The following is an 18,570-nucleotide window of genomic DNA, read 5'->3' as shown; positions in this document are numbered from 1 at the left end:
GATGCAAGCGTCCTCTTCCCCCTCCTCGCAGCCCGCCGGCCAAAGCCTGTTCCAGGCCTTCGCCGACTGGGCGCGCACGGACGGCCTCGTCTGGCTCTATCTCTTCAAGACCGTCGCCGCCGCGCTCATCGCGCTCGGCATTGCGATGAAGCTCGAACTGCCCTCGCCGCGCACGGCCATGACGACGGTGTTCATCGTCATGCAGCCGCAGAGCGGGCCGGTGTTCGCCAAGAGCTTCTACCGCTTGAGCGGCACGCTCGTCGGTCTCGTCGTGATGCTCGCGCTGATCGGCCTGTTTGCGCAGCAGCCCGAACTCTTCATCGCCACCACGGCGATCTGGGTCGGCATCTGCACGGCTGGCGCCGCGCGCAACCGCAACTTCCGCTCGTACGGCTTCGTGCTCGCGGGCTACACGGCTGCGCTGATCGGCATTCCGGCCTCGCAGCATCCGGACGGCGCGTTCATGTCGGCGATGACGCGCGTGGCCGAAATCTCGATCGGCGTCATCATCTCGGGCGCCGTGAGCGCGCTGGTGTTCCCGCAGTACACGGGCGAGCTGCTGCGCTCGACGGTGCGCCGCCGCTTCTCGTCGTTCGTGGACTATGTCTCGGCGTCGCTGGCCGGTCGCATCGACCGCTCGCAGATCGAGGCAACGAATGCGCGCTTCGTGGCCGATATCGTCGGCTTCGAAGCGAGCCGCAGCAACGCCGTGTTCGAAACGCCCGACTCGCGCATGCGCTCGGGCCGTCTTGCGCGCCTGAACACCGAGTTCATGGCCGCCGCGACGCGCTTTCACGCGCTGCACCAGCTGATGAACCGTCTGCGCAGCGAAGGCTCGAAAGTCACGGTCGACGCGCTGGAGCCGTATTTCCACGAGATCTCGCCGCTCTTCGACAAGGCTGGCGAGCGCGTGCTCACGGCCGCCGACGCGGCGCATGCCTCGGCGCAGCTCTCGCAATATCGCGCGGCGCTGCCCAAACGCGTGCGCGACACGCGCGCACAACTCGAAGCGGCACTGCCCGAGGGCGACGCCGCGGCGCTTGCCCACAAGGCCGCGCGGTTGCTCGACTTCGACACCGCGACCGAACTTTTCTATCGCTTTGTCCACGAGATGAACGAGTACACGGCGACCTACGCCTCACTCGCCGTCGAGACGCACTCGCGTGAAAAGTGGATCGCCCGCTACGTGCCGAAGACCAATATGGTCGCGGCGAGCGTGCATGGCGTGCGCGCCGCCATCGTCATGGGTCTGCTGGGCGCATTCTGGATCGCCACGGCCTGGCCGAGCGGCACGAATCTCGTGCTCAATGCCGCGGCCACCTGCGCGCTCGCTTCGGCTTCGCCGCAGCCCACGCGCATGGCGAGCCAGATGGCGATCGGCACGGCGCTCGCGTCATTCGTCGGCATGATCCTGACGTTCGGCGTCTTTCCGCACATCGACGGTTTTCCGATGCTGTGCGTGGCGCTCGCGCCGGCGCTCGCGTTCGGCACCTTCGTCTCGACGCGGCCGAAGTACGTCGGTATCGGCGTGGGCTACTGCATCTTCCTGTGCTTCCTCGCGGGCCCGGACAACCTGATGCAGTACAACCCGACCGGCTATATCAACGACGCGCTCGCGCTGGTCATTTCGATGATCGTCTCGGCCGCCGCCTTCGCCGTGCTGCTGCCGCCCTCGACGCCGTGGCTGCGCAACCGGCTGCTGGCCAACCTGCGCGGTCAGGCCGTGCATGCATGCCGTGCGCGCCTCCAGGGCCTGCCCGGCATCAAGGGCAGCGCGGGCTTGCGCAATCGCTTCGAAAGCGGCGCGCGCGACCTGATGTTCCAGCTCAACGCGCTCGCGGGCAACGATGAGGCGTTCCGCCAGGACACGCTGCGCTGGATGTTCTCGACGCTCGAAATCGGCAACGCCGCGATCGACCTGCGCGAGGAACTGGCCGCACTGCCCCGGCATCCGCGCTTTGCCAAGGGCACGCCCTGGCGCGTGCAGACGAGCGCGACGCTCAAGAGCCTGAGCGCGCTGTTCGAGCGCCCGGACGCCCGCCGCCACGGCGCCGCGCTCGCCTCGACCAGCGCCGCCATCGGCGCCGTGCAAAGCGTGCTCGAAACCGTGCTGCGCGAGGACGCGCCGCGCGAAGAACGGCATCCGTTGCAGCGTTGCCTGAGCCATCTGCATTTCATCCGCACCGCCCTCATCGACCCGCAGTCGCCGTTCGCGGCGTATGCCGGCGCAGCCAGCGACGCGGATACGAACCACCCGTCGGGCAAGCGCCCCGACGACACGCAAGGAGCGAACCATGCCTCGTGACGTTGCGTTTCTGGACGCCTACATTCCGGCGATCGTGCTGCTCTTCATCCTGGGCGCGGCGATCACCTGGGTGCTCGATTCCGTGCTGGCCCGCACCGGCCTGTACCGCATCGTCTGGCACCCGTCCCTGTTCCGCGTGAGTCTGCTCGTGGTCGTGTGCTGCGTGATCGGGCTCGCCGTCTATCGTTGAACCGGCTGTTGAACCGGCTTGAAAGAATCATGACTATCCGAAACATCATTGGCTTTATCGCGACGGCGCTCATCTTCGTCGTCGCCATCCTGGTCGGCCGCGCGCTGTGGGTCCATTACATGGACGAGCCGTGGACCCGTGACGGGCGCGTGCGCGCCGAAGTGGTCAACATCGCGCCCGACGTCTCCGGCGCCGTGGTCGCGCTGCCCGTGAAAGACAACCAGCTCGTGCACAAGGGCGACCTGCTGATGCAGATCGACCCGTCGCACTATCAAATCGCTGTCGAGCAGGCCGAAGCCGCCGTGGCCGCGCGCAAGGCTGAACTCACCATGAAACTCGACGACGCCCGCCGCCGCGCCGACATGGACAGCCTGGTGGTGTCGCAGGAAAACCGCGAGAACGCCTCGCACACGGCGAATTCGGCCCAGGCGCAGTACCAGCAGGCGCTCGCCGCGCTCGACGCCGCCAAGCTCAACCTCGAACGCACCCGCGTGATCTCGCCGGTCGACGGCTACATCACGAACCTCCAGGTGTTCCAGGGCGACTACGCGATCGCCGGCCAGGCCAAGCTCGCGGTGGTGGACAGCCACTCGTTCTGGGTCTACGGCTACTTCGAGGAAACCAAGCTGCCGCACGTGCAGGTGGGCAACAAGGCCGACATCAAGCTGATGAGCGGCGGCACGCTCGAAGGCCATGTGGAAAGCATCTCGCGCGGCATCTACGACCGCGACAATCCGCAGAGCCGCGAACTGCTCGCCGATGTGAACCCGACCTTCAACTGGGTGCGCCTCGCGCAGCGCGTGCCGGTGCGCATCCATATCGACAAGGTGCCGGACAACATGATTCTCTCGGCGGGCACGACCTGCACGGTGGTGATCAAGCCGGGCGCGTAAATACGCCTGCGCGCAGCCCGCAGGTTCTGTCGGACGACCGGCCGGTTCGCCGACGATAGATCACAAAACGCGGAAAAAACACGGAGCGCCTTCGGGCGCTCCATTTTTTTGCCCCGCGCTTCGAGCACGCGCGGCGGCTATGACTGACATTGGTTTGACGCTTTCGCGCATATTCCAGGGATTGGCCGACAGCCGATTCCCCGGCCTTGCAAAATATCGTCAGCCAGCTCGCTTAACCGTCTGCAGCCTTGACACGTATCAACACAAAAACGGCAGACACCTAGGAGTATTCTGACTTTACTGTCCTTCTCCAAGTGAGCCGAGTGAGCTTTCTCTACGAGCACGTTCCCCATGTCTTCGCGCGGTATATCAGCGCGCCGACAGACACCGGAGCGCGTATCCAGGCCGCCCCGCGCATTGTCGTGCTCGGCATCGGCAACGAACAATGGGGCGACGCCGGTTTCGGGATGCGCGCGATCGAACGCCTGAAGGCCGGCTGGCAGTGCGCGCCGCACGTCGAGTTCGTGGCGGGCGGCATCGAGGGCCGCGCGCTGCTGCCGCTGCTGGAGTCGGCGCAGCGCATGATCGTCTTCAATGCCGCCGATTTCGGCTGCGCGCCCGGCACGCTCTGCGTGCGTGAAGGCGACGACGCCGTGAAGCATCTGGGCACGCGCCCGGTCGGGCTGCACCGGATGGATTTCGCCGACGCCCTCGCCTGCGCCCAGCTCAAGGGCCAGTATCCGCGCGAACTGGTGCTGGTCGGCGTGCAGCCGCTCGCGCACGACGCCTACGGCACGGGGCTCGCCCCCGCCGTGAGCGCGCAACTCGATCCGGCCATTGCGATCGCCTGCCGCTGGCTGCGGCGCTGGCACGCGCAACCGCGCCCGCGCGCGCCCAGCGAAGCCGCGTTGCCCTGAATGCCTGGCCCTGGCGGCATGCGTTGAGCCGCGCGGCAACGCATACGGCCTGACCGTCCCATATCGCAGGCAAACCCGCGGGTTCGCCCGCGTTGCCCGCCGCCGCTGCGCTGCACTATCCTCGACTCTCCAGCGCCGCATCCGGCCTGGCGAGCTACCCCACGGGCGACCCGGCACGAGAGGACAGACGTCATGCGCTACCGCGATTTTCACCGCGAGTCGATCGAACAGCCCGACGCGTTCTGGCGTCGCGAAGCCGCACGCATCCACTGGGAAACGCCGTTCGACACCGTGCTCGATCGCTCGAATCCGCCCTTTGCGCGCTGGTTCACGGGCGGGCGCACCAACCTGTGCTTCAACGCCGTCGATCGGCATCTGGCCTCGCGCGCGCAGCAAAACGCGCTGGTCTACGTGTCGAGCGAAACCGGCATCGAGCGCCGCTACACCTACGCCGATCTGCACGCCGAAGTGAACCGCATGGCCGCGGTGATGCGCTCGCTCGGCGTCAAGCGCGGCGAGCGCGTGCTGATCTATCTGCCGATGATTCCCGAGGCCGTGTTCGCGATGCTCGCCTGCGCGCGCCTGGGCGCCATCCACTCGGTCGTGTTCGGCGGGTTCGCGGCGCCGAGCCTCGCCGCGCGCATCGACGATGCGAAGCCCGTGCTGCTTGTCTCCGCCGATGCGGGCGCGCGCGGCGGCAAGGTGATCGACTACACGCCGCTCGTGGACGAAGCGATGGCGCGCGCCGAGCACGCGCCGCCGCACGTGCTGCTGATCGACCGGCAACTCGCGCCCGAGCGGCTATCGGCGCCGTATCTCGTGGACTACGAACCGTTGCGCGAGCAATATCACGACGCCCACGTGCCTTGCGAATGGCTCGAATCGAACGAACCGTCGTACATCCTTTACACCTCGGGTACGACCGGCAAACCCAAGGGCGTGCAGCGCGATGTCGGCGGCTACGCCGTGGCGCTCGCGGCGTCGATGGAGTACATCTTCGAAGGCCGCGCGGGCGACACGATGTTCACGGCGTCCGATATCGGCTGGGTCGTGGGCCACAGCTACATCATCTACGCGCCGCTGCTCGCGGGCATGACCACGGTGATGTACGAAGGCACGCCCATACGCCCCGACGGCGGCATCTGGTGGCGCCTCGTCGAACACCACAAGATCAATCTGATGTTCACCGCGCCCACCGCGATCCGCGTGCTCAAGAAGCAGGACCCGGCGCTGCTGCATGCCGCCGATCTCTCCAGCCTGCGCACGCTGTTCCTCGCGGGCGAACCGCTCGACGAGCCCACCGCCACATGGATCTCGGACGCGCTCGGCAAACCCGTCGTCGACAATTACTGGCAGACCGAAACCGGCTGGCCGATGCTGGCGATCCAGCGCGGCGTGGAAGACCTGCCGCAAAAGCTCGGCTCGCCGGGCGTGCCCTGCTACGGCTACGACCTCGTGCTACGCGACGAGCACACGGGCGAGCCCTGCGCGAGCGGCGCGAAAGGCGTCCTCACGCTCGGCTACCCGTTGCCGCCGGGCTGCATGCAGACCGTCTGGGGCGACGACGCGCGCTTCGTCAAAACCTACTGGGAAAGCGTGCCGGGCCAGCAGGTCTATTCGACCTTCGACTGGGGTGTTCAGGATGAAAACGGCTATGTGACGATCCTCGGGCGTACCGACGACGTCATCAACGTAGCCGGGCATCGGCTCGGCACGCGCGAGATCGAGGAAGCGATTTCCTCACACGCGGCCGTGGCGGAAGTGGCCGTGGTGGGGGTCGAGGATGCGGTGAAGGGTCAGGCGGCGCTGGCGTTCGTGGTGCTGCGCGATGCGGCGGCCGCAGCCGATCCGCAGGCCGCCGGGACGCTCGCCGCAGCCATCGCGACGACGGTCGACCGTCAGCTCGGCGCGATCGGGCGACCCGCGCGCGTGCATTTCGTCTCGATGCTGCCGAAGACACGCTCGGGCAAGTTGCTGCGCCGCGCGATCGCCGCGCTGGCCGAAGGGCGCGAGCCCGGCGATCTGCCGACCATCGAGGATGCGAGCGCCTTGCAACAGATCCGCGAGGCCGTAGAGGCCACGACGCGCAAGGGCTGAATGCAGCCGCGCCATAAGGCGCGGCGCAGAGGTCCAGCGGACTACGATTCAGCGAACGGCAGCGCCGTAAGCCGCCAGGAACTGGCGAAGAATACCGCTGGAATACGTGCCGGCAATATCGGTGAGGAACGACGAGAACGACACGCTCGCGTGTTCGTCGGCGGTATCGGAAATCGTGCGCACGACCGCGCAAGGCACGCCGTACTCGAAGCAGACCTGGGCGATCGCGGCGCCCTCCATTTCCACCGCCAGCGCATCGGGCAATGCCTCGCGCAGCGCGCCCACAGCGGCCGCGCTCGCCACGAACTGGTCGCCGCTGATCACGAGGCCGCGATGCACACGCGGCAGCGCCTGCGCGAGACGCGGCAACGCGTCCTTGAAGCGCGCCGCCAGCGCCGCGCCCTGCTCTTCGACGAACCGCTCGCAGGCCGCCGCAAGCGCACTGGCGAGTGCGCGGTCGGCATCGAAGCGCGCCCGCCCGAGCAACGGAATCTCGTAGCGGGGAAACAGCGGCTCGGCGTTCATGTCGTGCTGGAGCAGCGTCTCGCCCACCACCACGTCGCCCACGTGCACCTCCTCGCCTACGCCGCCCGCGACGCCCGTGAAGACGATCGCCTCGACATCGAATGCATGAATCAGCGCGCTGGCCGTGGCGGCGGCCGCCACCTTGCCCACACGCGCGAGCGTCACCACGCAGGACACGCCGTGCACGGTGCCGACGTAGTAGTCGCGCTGCCCAAAGGTACGCTTGTCGACCGCCGATTCGGCCTGCATGGCGGCGATCAGATCGCCCAGTTCCTGCGGCAGCGCGGCGAGCACGCCCAACGGGCGGGTGTTGCTGTTCATCGTGTGAATTCCCCGTAGCGGATTGCTGGTGCTGGATCTTGTGATCAATCGACGGCCTGCAGCTTCGCCACCGCCAGCGCGAGCCATTTCTCGCCGTGGCGCTTGAAGCGCACCTGAGCCTTGGCGTCCGTGCCGCTGCCTTCGAGCGCCGTGATCTTGCCTTCGCCGAACTTCGTGTGGAACACGTCCTGGCCGACACGGAAGCCCGTTTCGGCCGCGCGCTGCTCGTTGGCGAATTTCGGCGGCGGCGACTTGTCGGCCACGTAGGCGTCGCGCTCGCGCGAGCCGCCGCTATGGCCGCCACTGCCACCATTACCGCCGCGCGAGGACCAGTCGCGGCCCCAGCCAGCGTTGTCCGAGCGCCCGCCCCAGCGCGGGGCCGCTTCGACCTTCGCCGTCAGCCATTTAAGGGTCGTCTCCGGCAAATCGTCGAAGAAGCGCGAACGCACGTTGTAACGCGTTTGACCATGCAGCAGGCGGCTCTGCGCGAACGACAGATAGAGCCGTTCCTTGGCGCGCGTGATCGCCACGTACATCAGGCGACGCTCTTCTTCGAGGCCGTCTGCTTCCATCGCGCTGTTCTCGTGCGGGAACAGGCCTTCTTCGAGACCGGTGATGAATACCGCCGAGAATTCGAGACCCTTGGCCGCGTGCACCGTCATCAGTTGGACGGCGTCCTGACCCGCCTGGGCCTGGTTGTCGCCCGCTTCGAGCGAGGCGTGCGACAGGAAGCCCGCGAGCGGCGTCATGACGTCGGGGTTCTGCGCGGGATCGATGAGCGTGGGCGCGTCGAGCACTTCGATCTCGCCGTCCTGCGACACGATTTCAGGCACGGCACTCGCGCCCGGGCGCAGCGGAATCGAGCGCGCGGGCGTGTCGAGGCCATAGCCCGCCTCGCTCACGAACGCCGTGGCCGCATTCACGAGTTCCTGCAAGTTCTCGAGACGGTCCTGGCCTTCGCGTTCGTTCTGATAGAACTCGGCCAGACCGCTCACGCGCACCGTGTACTCGACGGTTTCCGGCAAGCTCATATGCGCGGTTTCGGCGCGCATCTTCGCGATGAGATTCGCGAACGAGCCGAGCGACGTGCCCGCCTTGCCCGTCACATAGGGAATCGCCGCCGCCATCGAGCAGTTGTAGAGACGCGCCGCGTCCGCCAGTTGCTCGATCGAACGCGCGCCAATGCCGCGCGCCGGGAAGTTGACCACGCGCGAGAGCGCGGTGTCGTCGTTCGGGTTGTCGATGAGGCGCAGATAGGCGAGCGCGTGCTTGACTTCCTGACGCTCGAAAAAGCGCAGGCCGCCATAGACCTTGTACGGAATCCCGCCGTTGACGAGCGTGTGCTCGATCGTGCGCGACTGCGCGTTGCTGCGGTAGAGAATCGCGATCTCGTGACGCGCGAGCCCCTGATTGATGAGCGCGCGAATCTCCTCGACGATGAAGCCCGCCTCCTGCGAATCGGTCGCTGCCTCGTAGACGCGCACCGGCTCGCCGTGGCCCGCGTCGGTGCGCAGGTTCTTGCCCAGACGCCGTGAGTTATGCGAGATCAGGTGGTTGGCCGTGTCGAGAATATGGCCATGCGAGCGGTAGTTCTGCTCCAGCTTGATCAGATGCTTGACGCGGAATTCCGTCTCGAAGTCGCGCATGTTGCCGACGTTCGCGCCACGGAACGCGTAGATCGACTGGTCGTCGTCGCCCACCGCAAAAATCGCGTTGCCCGGACCCGCCAGCAGCTTGAGCCACGCGTACTGGAGCTTGTTGGTGTCCTGAAACTCGTCGACGAGGATGTCGCGAAAGCGCGCCTGATAATGCGCGCGCAGCGGCGGGTTGTACGAGAGCAGCTCGTAGCAGCGCAACAGCAGCTCGGCGAAATCGACCACGCCTTCGCGCTGGCATTGCTGGTCGTACGCTTCGTAGAGCTCGACGAACTTGCGGTTGAAGTCGTCGGTGACGTCGACGTCCTTCGGACGCAGGCCCTGCTCTTTCGCGTTGTTGATGAAGTACTGAAGGTTCTTCGGCGGATACTTTTCGTCGTCGATGTTCAGACCCTTCATCAGACGCTTGATGGCCGACAGTTGGTCGGCCGTATCGAGGATCTGGAACGTCTGCGGCAGACCGGCATCGCGATAGTGCGCGCGCAGCATGCGGTTGCACAGGCCGTGGAAGGTGCCGATCCACATGCCGCGCGTGTCGATGGGCAGGAGCGCCTGCAGACGCGCCACCATTTCGCGCGCGGCCTTGTTCGTGAAGGTCACGGCGAGGATCGTCATCGGCGAGGCGAGGCCCTGCTGGATCAGCCACGCAATGCGCGTGATCAGCACGCGCGTCTTGCCGCTGCCGGCGCCCGCCAGAATGAGCGCCGGTTCGTTCGGCAAGGTGACGGCGGCGTGTTGTTCGGGGTTGAGATTGGCGAGCAATTCGGGCATGGGAGCGGCGGACTTCGTGTGGGGCTGCGGAGTAGACCGCCATTATAAATGCCAGCGGCCGATCGTCCGGCCTGGCCCCGGAGCGGCCCCAAGAACCGCTAGGCGGCCCGGCGTGGCAGCGCTTACCCTTATAATCAAAGGTTTCCGCATCCTTTTTTCGGCAGATTCCACCCATGAGCGACAGCACGCTAGCGAAAAGCTTCGAGCCCCAGACCATCGAGGCCCAATGGGGCCCCGAATGGGAGCGTCGAGGCTACGCCGCCGCGACCTTCGAGCCCGGCCGCAAGAACTTCTCGATCCAGTTGCCGCCTCCCAACGTCACCGGTACGCTGCACATGGGGCACGCGTTCAACCAGACGATCATGGACGGCCTCGCGCGCTACCACCGCATGCTCGGCGAGAACACCCTGTGGGTGCCCGGCACCGACCACGCGGGCATCGCCACGCAGATCGTCGTGGAGCGCCAGCTCGACGCGCAGAAGGTCTCGCGCCATGACCTCGGCCGCGAAAAATTCGTCGAGCGCGTGTGGGAATGGAAGCAGAAGTCGGGCTCGACCATCACGGGCCAGGTGCGCCGTCTGGGCGCCTCGATCGACTGGTCGCGCGAATACTTCACGATGGACGACAAGATGTCGGCCGCCGTGCGCGACGTGTTCGTGCGCCTCTATGAACAGGGCCTGATCTATCGCGGCAAGCGCCTCGTGAACTGGGACCCGGTGCTGCTCACCGCGGTGTCCGACCTCGAAGTCGCGAGCGAAGAAGAAAACGGCCATCTCTGGCATCTGCGCTACCCGCTCGCGGACGGCTCGGCCACGCTGACCGTCGCCACCACGCGTCCGGAAACCATGCTCGGCGACACGGCCGTGATGGTGCACCCGGAAGACGAGCGCTACGCGCACCTGATCGGCAAGATGGTCAAGCTGCCGCTCACCGACCGCGAAATCCCGGTGATCGCCGACGAATACGTCGACCGCGAATTCGGCACGGGCGTCGTGAAGGTCACGCCCGCGCATGACTTCAACGACTATCAGGTCGGCCAGCGTCACGGCCTGCCGATGATCGAGATCCTCACGCTCGACGCGAAGATCAACGACAACGCGCCGGAAAAATACCGTGGCCTCGACCGCTTCGAGGCCCGCAAGCAGGTGGTCGCCGATTTCGAGGCGCTCGGCCTGCTCGACTCGGTGCAGCCGCACAAGCTGATGGTGCCGCGCGGCGACCGCACGGGCGTCGTGATCGAGCCGATGCTGACCGACCAGTGGTTCGTCGCCATGACGAAGCCCGCTCCGGAAGGCACGTTCAATCCGGGCAAGTCGATCACCGAAACCTCGCTCGACGTGGTGCGCAGCGGCCAGATCAAGTTCGTGCCGGAAAACTGGACGACCACTTATTACCAGTGGCTGGAGAACATCCAGGACTGGTGCATCTCGCGCCAGCTCTGGTGGGGCCACCAGATCCCGGCGTGGTACGGCGAAAACGGCGAGATCTTCGTCGCGAAGAACGAGGAAGAAGCGCGCGCGCAAGCCGACGCAAAGGGCTACACCGGCGCGCTCAAGCGCGACGAAGACGTGCTCGACACGTGGTTCTCGTCGGCGCTCGTGCCGTTCTCGTCGCTCGGCTGGCCTGAAGAGACGCCGGAACTGAAGGCGTTCCTGCCCTCCTCCGTGCTGGTCACGGGCTTCGACATCATCTTCTTCTGGGTGGCGCGCATGGTCATGATGACCACGCACTTCACCGGCAAGGTGCCGTTCGAAACGGTCTACGTGCACGGCCTCGTGCGCGACGCCGAAGGCCAGAAGATGTCGAAGAGCAAGGGCAACACGCTCGACCCGATCGACATCGTGGACGGCATCGACCTGGAAACGCTGGTCGGCAAGCGCACCACGGGCCTGATGAACCCGAAGCAGGCCGCCACCATCGAAAAGAAGACGCGCAAGGAATTCCCGGAGGGCATCGCCGCCTTCGGCACCGACGCGCTGCGCTTCACGATGGCGTCGATGGCCACGCTCGGGCGCAACGTCAACTTCGACCTGGCGCGCTGCGAGGGCTATCGCAACTTCTGCAACAAGCTCTGGAACGCCACCCGGTTCGTGCTGATGAACTGCGAAGGCCACGACTGCGGCTTCTCGAAGCCGGGTGACTGCCAGCCGGGCGATTGCGGCCCGGGCGGCTACACCGACTTCTCGCAGGCCGACCGCTGGATCGTGTCGCTGCTCCAGCGCGTGGAAGCCGAAGTCGCCAAGGGTTTCGCCGACTATCGCTTCGACAATGTGGCCAATGCCATTTACAAGTTCGTCTGGGATGAATACTGTGACTGGTATCTGGAACTGGCGAAGGTACAGATCCAGACCGGCACGCCGGAGCAGCAGCGCGCCACGCGCCGCACGCTGCTGCGCGTGCTGGAGACCGTCCTGCGCCTCGCGCATCCGGTGATTCCGTTCATCACCGAAGCGCTGTGGCAGAAGGTGGCGCCGCTGACCGACGCGTATCCGCGAGGCAAGGCCGAAGGCGAAGCGTCGATCATGGTGCAGCCGTACCCGGTCGCCGAGCAGAAGAAAGTCGACGAAGCCGCCGAGCAATGGGCGACGGATCTGAAGGCCGTGATCGATGCCTGCCGCAACCTGCGCGGCGAGATGAACCTCTCGCCCGCAACCAAGGTGCCGCTGCTGGTGACGGGCAACGCCGAGCGCCTCGCATCGTTCGCGCCCTATGCCAAGGCGCTGGCGAAGCTCTCGGAAGTCCAGGTGATCGCCGACGAAGCCACGCTCGACGCCGCCTCGGCAGGCGCGCCGGTTGCTATCGTAGGGACGGACAAGCTCGTGCTGAAGGTCGAGATCGACGTGGCAGCCGAACGCGAACGGCTCTCGAAAGAGATCGCACGATTGAGCAATGAAGTGACGAAGTGCAATGCCAAGCTGGGAAATGACAGTTTTGTAGCAAAAGCGCCCCCTGCTGTGGTTGAACAAGAGCAGAAACGACTGGCAGAATTCCAGGCAACACTGGGCAAGCTGACTGCGCAACTCGCGCGGCTGCCTGCCTGAATCGGCTAAGGTGAGGTCTGGCGGCGCGCGCGGCGCCGGACCCCAGGACCAGGACAACAGACATGCTAAAAGTTACCAAAGCGGTATTCCCGGTGGCGGGCCTCGGCACGCGCTTCCTTCCGGCGACGAAAGCCAGCCCGAAGGAAATGCTGCCGGTCGTCGACAAACCGCTGATCCAGTACGCGGTGGAAGAAGCCGTCGCCGCGGGCATCACGGAAATGATTTTCGTGACCGGCCGCAGCAAGCGCGCGATCGAGGACCATTTCGACAAGTCGTATGAGATCGAAGCGGAACTCGAAGCACGCGGCAAGGCCAAGCTGCTCGAGCTGGTTCGCAGCATCAAGCCGAACAACGTGGACTGCTTCTACGTGCGCCAGCCGGAAGCGCTGGGTCTGGGCCATGCCGTGCTGTGCGCCGAAAAGCTGGTGGGCGACAACCCGTTCGCCGTGATCCTCGCGGACGACCTGCTGTACGGCACGCCGCCGGTGATGAAGCAGATGGTCGACGTGTTCGACCACTACCATAGCTCGGTGCTGGGCGTGGAAGAGATTCCGCCCTCGGAAACGCGCTCGTACGGCATCGTCGACGGCAAGGAGTGGGAAGACTCGATCGTCAAGCTCTCGGGCATCGTCGAAAAGCCGGCGCCCGAAGTCGCGCCGTCGAACCTGGGCGTGGTGGGCCGCTACGTGCTCAAGCCGCGTATTTTCGACCATCTGCGCGCGCTCAAGCCGGGCGCGGGCGGCGAGCTCCAGCTCACCGACGCGATCCAGTCTCTGCTCGCCGACGAGCAGGTGCTGGCGTACAAGTATCACGGCACGCGTTTCGACTGCGGCAGCAAGCTCGGTTACCTGAAGGCGACCGTGGAATTCGCGCTGCGTCACCCGGAAGTGGCCGACGACTTCGCCGAATACCTGCGCACGCGCAACCCGGTGCTCGAAGGCTAAGTTTTCGCCTTCATTTCACCGTCAGTAATGAAAAAGCCCGCAATCGCAAGATTGCGGGCTTTTTTATGCGCTGAGCGCGGGCGTTGCGGCAGCTTTCAGCGGCGGCGCATCAGGAACACGAACGTCTTTTCCTGCTGCGTGCTCTCCACGATCTCGTTGCCGGTCTGCTTCGCGAACGCGGCGAAATCGCGCTGCGAACCGGGATCGGTCGCGAGGACCTTGAGAATCTGGCCGCTTTCCATGTCGGCGAGCGCCTTCTTGGCGCGCAGGATGGGCAGCGGGCAGCTCAGCCCGCGCGCATCCACTTCCTTGTGAACCTCAATCTGCATCGGGGTGGGATCCTTCTGTGGCGCGCCTTGGCGTGAGGTGAGTTTCCGTCACGTTGTTGGCGCTGTGCGTCTGCTCGGTGCGTCAGATAACAGCGATTTTACCGCAGGCGCGCCCTGTCACGCCCGGCACCTCACCCCGCCCAGCCTCAGAGCGTGACCGCCTGCCCCGTGTGCAGCGATTGCCGCAGCGCGTAGCCGATGCGTGTCGCCTCCAGCGCATCCTCCAGCGTCGCGCCTTCGCCCGCGTCGGTGGCCGCCCCGTTCAGGCGCGCACGCACCGCCGCGACGAAGGCCTGCGCCTCGATCAGGAACGCTTCCTCGAAACGGTCGAAAAAGGTCGGCGTGCATTCGCTGCGCGCGCCATGCGCGTCGTAGATCTCCACGCGGTTGTTGCGCGGCACGCGGCCAATCGCCAGCGCGCCGGCCGTGCCGATCACCTCGCTCGACGTATCGTTGCCGTGCGCCATGGTGCGCGACGCATAGAACATTGCGAGCTTGCCGCCTTCGAACTCGCAGATCGCCACGCCGTTATCGACGTCGCCGAATTCGCGCAGGCCTTCGTGCAGCGCGACCGCGCCCGCCGCGTAGACCCGCGTGGCGCGCGGCTTGCCGAGCAGCCAGCGCGCGACGTCGATATCGTGCACGGTGCAGTCGAGGAAAATGCCGCCCGAGCCCGGCGCGAAGCGCACGAAGAAGCCATCGGGATCGTTGAGATCGCAGGTCTGCGAACGCACGAGAAAAGGCCGGCCGATGGCGCCCGCGCGCAGTCTTTCGAAGGCGTCGTGATAGCTCGGATCGAAACGGCGCATGAAGCCGATGGTCACCTGTTGCCCAGGAAAACGCCGCGACTCTTCGACCACGCGCTCGCATTCGGCCACATCGAGCGACAGCGGCTTTTCGCAGAACACGTGCTTGCCCGCGCGCAACGCGTCGACGATCTGCTGTGCGTGCAGCGCCGAGGGCGTCACGAGCCACACGGCGTCGAGCGAGTCGTCGGCGAGCAGTTGCGCGTAGTCGCTATACAGACGCGCGTCAGGCAGTGCGGTGCGCGCCCACGTGAGGTCGTCTTCCAGCGGGCTGCACGCCGCCGCCAGCGTGGCGCCCGGCACACGAAACGCGAGATTCTGCGCGTGCCGCCGTCCGAGCCGCCCCAGTCCCGCCACACCCACGCGCAATGGCCGGGCACGATCGCTTGCTTGCATGGTCCGTCTCCTTCGATATTGATTCGGAATCCTTGACATAGATCGAGCGCCGCTTCATGAGAAGCGACGCCAGCGTTCCTTTTAGCTGCCCAGCTTGACCACGCGTCCTTCGCGCCACGACAGTGCCGCCGCTTCGGCCAGTTCGAGCGCCTTCAGTCCATCCGCGACACTCGTACGCACCGGCACGCCCTGCGTCACGGCCTCGTGAAAATGCGCCATTTCACGCGCATAGGCCGCGCGATAACGTTCGAGGAAGAACGCTTCCGGCACGTCCTGCGCCACCGAGGTCTTTGACCACGCCACCACCTCGGTCGGCTTCATGTTGCCGGCTTGCAGCATGCCTTCGCTGCCGAGAATCTCGAAGCGCTGGTCGTAGCCATACGCCGCGCGCCGCGCCGTGTTGATCTGGCAAAGACGACCGCGCTTGGTGCGGATCGTCACCGCCGTCGAGTCGATATCGCCCGCATCAGCGATCGCCGGATCGGACAGGCAACTGCCCGTGGCATGCACGCTCTCGGCTTCGTCGTCCAGAATCCAGCGGAAGATATCGAAGTCGTGAATCAGCATGTCCTTGAAGATGCCGCCCGAGTGCTTGATGTACTCGACGGGCGGCGCGCCCGGATCGCGACTCGTCACGATCAGCATTTCCGGCGTGCCGATCTCGCCCGCGTCCAGCCGCGTCTTGAGCGCGGCGAAGGTCGGATCGTAGCGGCGTTGAAAACCGATCATGGCGACCACGCCCGCACGCGCGACGGCCTCGGCGCACTCGCGCGCACGGCCGATGGCGAGATCGACGGGCTTCTCGCAGAAGATATGCTTGCCCGCCGCGGCCGACTTCAGGATTAGTTCGGAATGCGTATCGGTCGAGGAGCAGATCACCGTGGCGTCGATCTGCGCATCGCCAAATGCGCTATCCACATCGCTCACCTGCGCGCCATGCTGCGTGGCGAGCGCGGCGGCGGCCTCGCGGTTCACGTCGATCACGTACTTCAGACGCACGCCGGGCTGGCGCGCGAGATTCGCCGCGTGGATGCGGCCAATGCGGCCCGCGCCGAAAACCGCGACGTTCAGCGTCTTTCCATCAGTCATCGTATCCTCCAGGGTCGGTCGATTCTTCTACGTTGAGTTCGAGCCGGTACGCAAGCGCCACGAACAGCGCCTGGCACAGGCAAAACGTGCTGGTCAGCGAGCGGAACGCGAACGCGCTCCCCTCCTTCACATAGAGTTGCGCATCGGCGTGACGCGCGAGCGGCGACAGCTGGCTGTCGGTGATCACCAGCGTCTTCGCCTGATGTTGCTGCGCGGTGCGCAGGCAGTATTGCGTCTCCTTGCCGTAGGGCGCGAAGCTGATGGCGACCACCACGTCGCCCTTCTTCACGCTGCGGATCTGCTCGTGATACATGCCGCCGAGACCCGAGACCAGATGTACGCGCTTGCGCGTATGTTGCAGCGCATACACGATGTAGCTCGCCACCGGAAACGAGCGGCGCACGCCGATCACATAGATGTTGTCCGCGTGTTCGAGCATCTGCACGGCGGCGTCGAACTGCGCGTCGTCGAGGCCCGCTTCCAGTTCGTCGAGGCCGCTGCGGCACGCGCCGATGAATTCGCGCGCGACCGTGCCGCCCAGCGCCGGGCTGGCCTCGCCGTCCTTCGCGTCGATCAGCTGGCGTATGCGCTGCTGGTAACTCGTCGCCGACACACCCTGCCCCGCGTACGCCTGGCGAAACACCGCCTGCAGATCCGAGAAGCCCGAAAAGCCAAAGCGCTGCGCAAAGCGCACCACCGCGGACGGGTGCACGCCGCAGCTCGCGGCAATGTCGCTCGTGCGGTCCATCATCACGCTCGCGCGGTTCTGTTCGATATACGTCGCGATGCTTTTCAGTTGACGCGGCAGCGCCTCGTACTCGTGTGCGATGCGCTGCATCAATTCGTCCACGCCCGCTACAGCGTCGCTGGTTTCATCCGCCATGATCGTTTTCCCTACTTTCCCCTGCCAATTGCCGCACTGCCGCAAACCCTTACTGGGCGGGCGATCCGCGCCTGGCTAACGGAGCCGATTATAGGCACCGCTTCAATCGAATGGAACAGATTTTCCATTTTTATTTGCAATGAAATTTCTGTTGCAAGCGCCTGGACGATCGCCTAATCTTGTCGATGAGCGGCGCAGGAATGGAGCGCGACGCTCATCTCAAAAACGAACGAACAGACCGAGAAAGGTGGAGACAATGACGCAACGCAAGGGCAAGACCATGCTCCGAAAGCTGGCTGCGGCGTTCACGCTGGCAGCGGGTTTGACCGGCTTGAGCGTAGTGGGCGCGCAGACCGCCCAGGCTGCCGACGCGCACTTCGTGCTGATCAGCCACGCGCCCGATTCGGACTCGTGGTGGAACGTGATCAAGAACGCCATCAAGCAGGCCGACGAAGACTTCAACGTCGAAACCGACTACCGCAATCCGCCCAACGGCGACATCGCCGACATGGCGCGTCTGATCGAGCAAGCCGCCGCGCGCAACTACGACGGTGTCATCACCACCATCGCCGACTTCGACGTCCTCAAGAGCTCCATCTCCAAGGTCACGGCCAAGAAAATCCCGCTCGTCACGATCAACTCCGGCACCGAAGAGCAAAGCGAACAACTGGGCGCGATCATGCACGTGGGCCAGCCCGAATACGTGGCGGGCCACGCCGCTGGCGAAAAGGCCAAGGCCGCGGGCGTGAAGTCGTTCCTGTGCGTGAACCACATCGCCACCAACACGGTGTCGTTCGATCGCTGCCGCGGTTTCGCCGATGCGATTGGTGTCGACTACAAGACCTCGACGATCGACTCGGGCCAGGACCCGACGGAAATCCAGTCGAAGGTCAGCGCCTACCTGCGCAACCATCCGAACACGGGCGCGATCCTCACGCTCGGCCCGGTCCCGGCTGCGGCCACGCTCAAGGCGGTCCAGCAGATGGGCCTCGCGAACAAGATCTACTTCTGCACCTTCGACTTCTCGGATGAGATCGCCAAGGCGATTCGCGCGGGCACGATCCAGTTCGCCATCGATCAGCAACCCTACCTGCAGGGCTACATTCCGGTGGCCGTGCTGGCGATCGTGAAGAAGGATCACACCACCGATCCCGCGAAGATTCGCCAGATCCTCGAAGCGAATCCCAAGTTCAAGCAGCGCCTCGATACCTATGGCCTGCAACCGTCCTACGGCCCGAAGAATATCCGCTCGGGCCCGGGCTTCATCACCAAGGAGAATCTGGACAAGGTCGTGAAGTACGCGGGTCAGTACCGCTGATTGCACTGATCCCGCTGTTTCGTACGCTCTTTCATCCGTAGCTTCGTCAGCCACGCGCGGCGGCGGCACGCATCACGCGAATCTGCCTCG

The 18,570-nt window shown here is 65.4% G+C and carries 14 protein-coding genes; 8 read left to right on the top strand and 6 right to left on the bottom strand.

All coding sequences use genetic code 11. The annotated features are described in order from the left end of the window. Position 1 precedes the first annotated feature (1 nt). The 5 genes from U5782_RS07225 to U5782_RS07205 all read left to right on the top strand — a co-directional run bounded on the left by U5782_RS07225 (position 2) and on the right by U5782_RS07205 (position 6,402). Positions 2-2,305 carry an FUSC family protein gene (locus U5782_RS07225; protein ID WP_322043151.1) on the top strand — a complete coding sequence of 768 codons (2,304 nt, stop codon included), beginning with the start codon at positions 2-4 and terminating at the stop codon, positions 2,303-2,305. Further along, a complete protein-coding gene (locus U5782_RS07220) occupies positions 2,295-2,495 on the top strand; it encodes a DUF1656 domain-containing protein (protein WP_167056474.1) in 201 nt (66 codons plus the stop codon). The genes U5782_RS07225 and U5782_RS07220 overlap by 11 nt, the downstream gene beginning before the upstream one ends. A gap of 29 nt (positions 2,496-2,524) precedes the next feature. Beyond that, positions 2,525-3,388, top strand: a complete 864-nt coding sequence (locus tag U5782_RS07215) for an HlyD family secretion protein (protein WP_322043150.1) — start codon at positions 2,525-2,527, stop codon at positions 3,386-3,388. A gap of 323 nt (positions 3,389-3,711) precedes the next feature. Beyond that, a complete protein-coding gene (locus tag U5782_RS07210) occupies positions 3,712-4,305 on the top strand; it encodes a hydrogenase maturation protease (RefSeq protein WP_322043149.1) in 594 nt (197 codons plus the stop codon). 42 nt (positions 4,306-4,347) lie between these two features. Then, positions 4,348-6,402, top strand: coding sequence for a propionate--CoA ligase (locus U5782_RS07205; protein WP_415914282.1), 2,055 nt, complete (start codon positions 4,348-4,350; stop codon positions 6,400-6,402). 48 nt (positions 6,403-6,450) lie between these two features. Here the strand turns inward: U5782_RS07205 and U5782_RS07200 are convergent, their stop codons facing one another. Next, positions 6,451-7,248, bottom strand: coding sequence for a 5'-methylthioadenosine/adenosylhomocysteine nucleosidase (locus U5782_RS07200; protein WP_322043147.1), 798 nt, complete (start codon positions 7,246-7,248; stop codon positions 6,451-6,453). A 44-nt stretch (positions 7,249-7,292) separates the two neighbouring features. Continuing rightward, positions 7,293-9,674, bottom strand: coding sequence for a UvrD-helicase domain-containing protein (locus U5782_RS07195; protein WP_322043146.1), 2,382 nt, complete (start codon positions 9,672-9,674; stop codon positions 7,293-7,295). Between the two features lie 173 nt (positions 9,675-9,847). Between U5782_RS07195 and U5782_RS07190 the strand changes: the two genes are divergently transcribed. Further along, entirely contained in the window at positions 9,848-12,715 is a 2,868-nt protein-coding gene (locus U5782_RS07190; protein WP_322043145.1) for a valine--tRNA ligase, read from the top strand. 62 nt (positions 12,716-12,777) lie between these two features. After that, entirely contained in the window at positions 12,778-13,659 is an 882-nt protein-coding gene (gene galU, locus U5782_RS07185; RefSeq protein ID WP_322043144.1) for a UTP--glucose-1-phosphate uridylyltransferase GalU, read from the top strand. Positions 13,660-13,754: 95 nt separating this feature from the next. On the opposite strand, the gene U5782_RS07180 is transcribed toward galU, so the two are convergent. From U5782_RS07180 to U5782_RS07165, 4 genes are all read right to left on the bottom strand, one after another. Further along, positions 13,755-13,982, bottom strand: a complete 228-nt coding sequence (locus tag U5782_RS07180) for a sulfurtransferase TusA family protein (RefSeq protein WP_322043556.1) — start codon at positions 13,980-13,982, stop codon at positions 13,755-13,757. Between the two features lie 152 nt (positions 13,983-14,134). Then, positions 14,135-15,190, bottom strand: coding sequence for a Gfo/Idh/MocA family oxidoreductase (locus U5782_RS07175; protein ID WP_322043143.1), 1,056 nt, complete (start codon positions 15,188-15,190; stop codon positions 14,135-14,137). An 81-nt stretch (positions 15,191-15,271) separates the two neighbouring features. Further along, positions 15,272-16,279, bottom strand: coding sequence for an inositol 2-dehydrogenase (gene iolG / locus U5782_RS07170; protein WP_322043142.1), 1,008 nt, complete (start codon positions 16,277-16,279; stop codon positions 15,272-15,274). After that, on the bottom strand, positions 16,272-17,162 hold the full coding sequence (locus U5782_RS07165; protein WP_322043141.1) for a MurR/RpiR family transcriptional regulator: 891 nt from the start codon (positions 17,160-17,162) through the stop codon (positions 16,272-16,274). Before U5782_RS07165 ends, iolG begins: the two co-directional genes overlap by 8 nt. Before the next feature lie 256 nt (positions 17,163-17,418). On the opposite strand from U5782_RS07165, the gene U5782_RS07160 reads away from it, so the two are divergent. Then, positions 17,419-18,480, top strand: coding sequence for a sugar ABC transporter substrate-binding protein (locus U5782_RS07160; protein ID WP_322043140.1), 1,062 nt, complete (start codon positions 17,419-17,421; stop codon positions 18,478-18,480). Positions 18,481-18,570 lie beyond the last annotated feature (90 nt).

It is taken from the genome of Paraburkholderia sp. J67 (assembly GCF_905220265.1).
Lineage (GTDB): Bacteria > Pseudomonadota > Gammaproteobacteria > Burkholderiales > Burkholderiaceae > Paraburkholderia.
The sequence above is the reverse complement of the archived record's forward strand: the minus strand, read 5'-3'. Positions and strand labels throughout refer to the sequence as shown.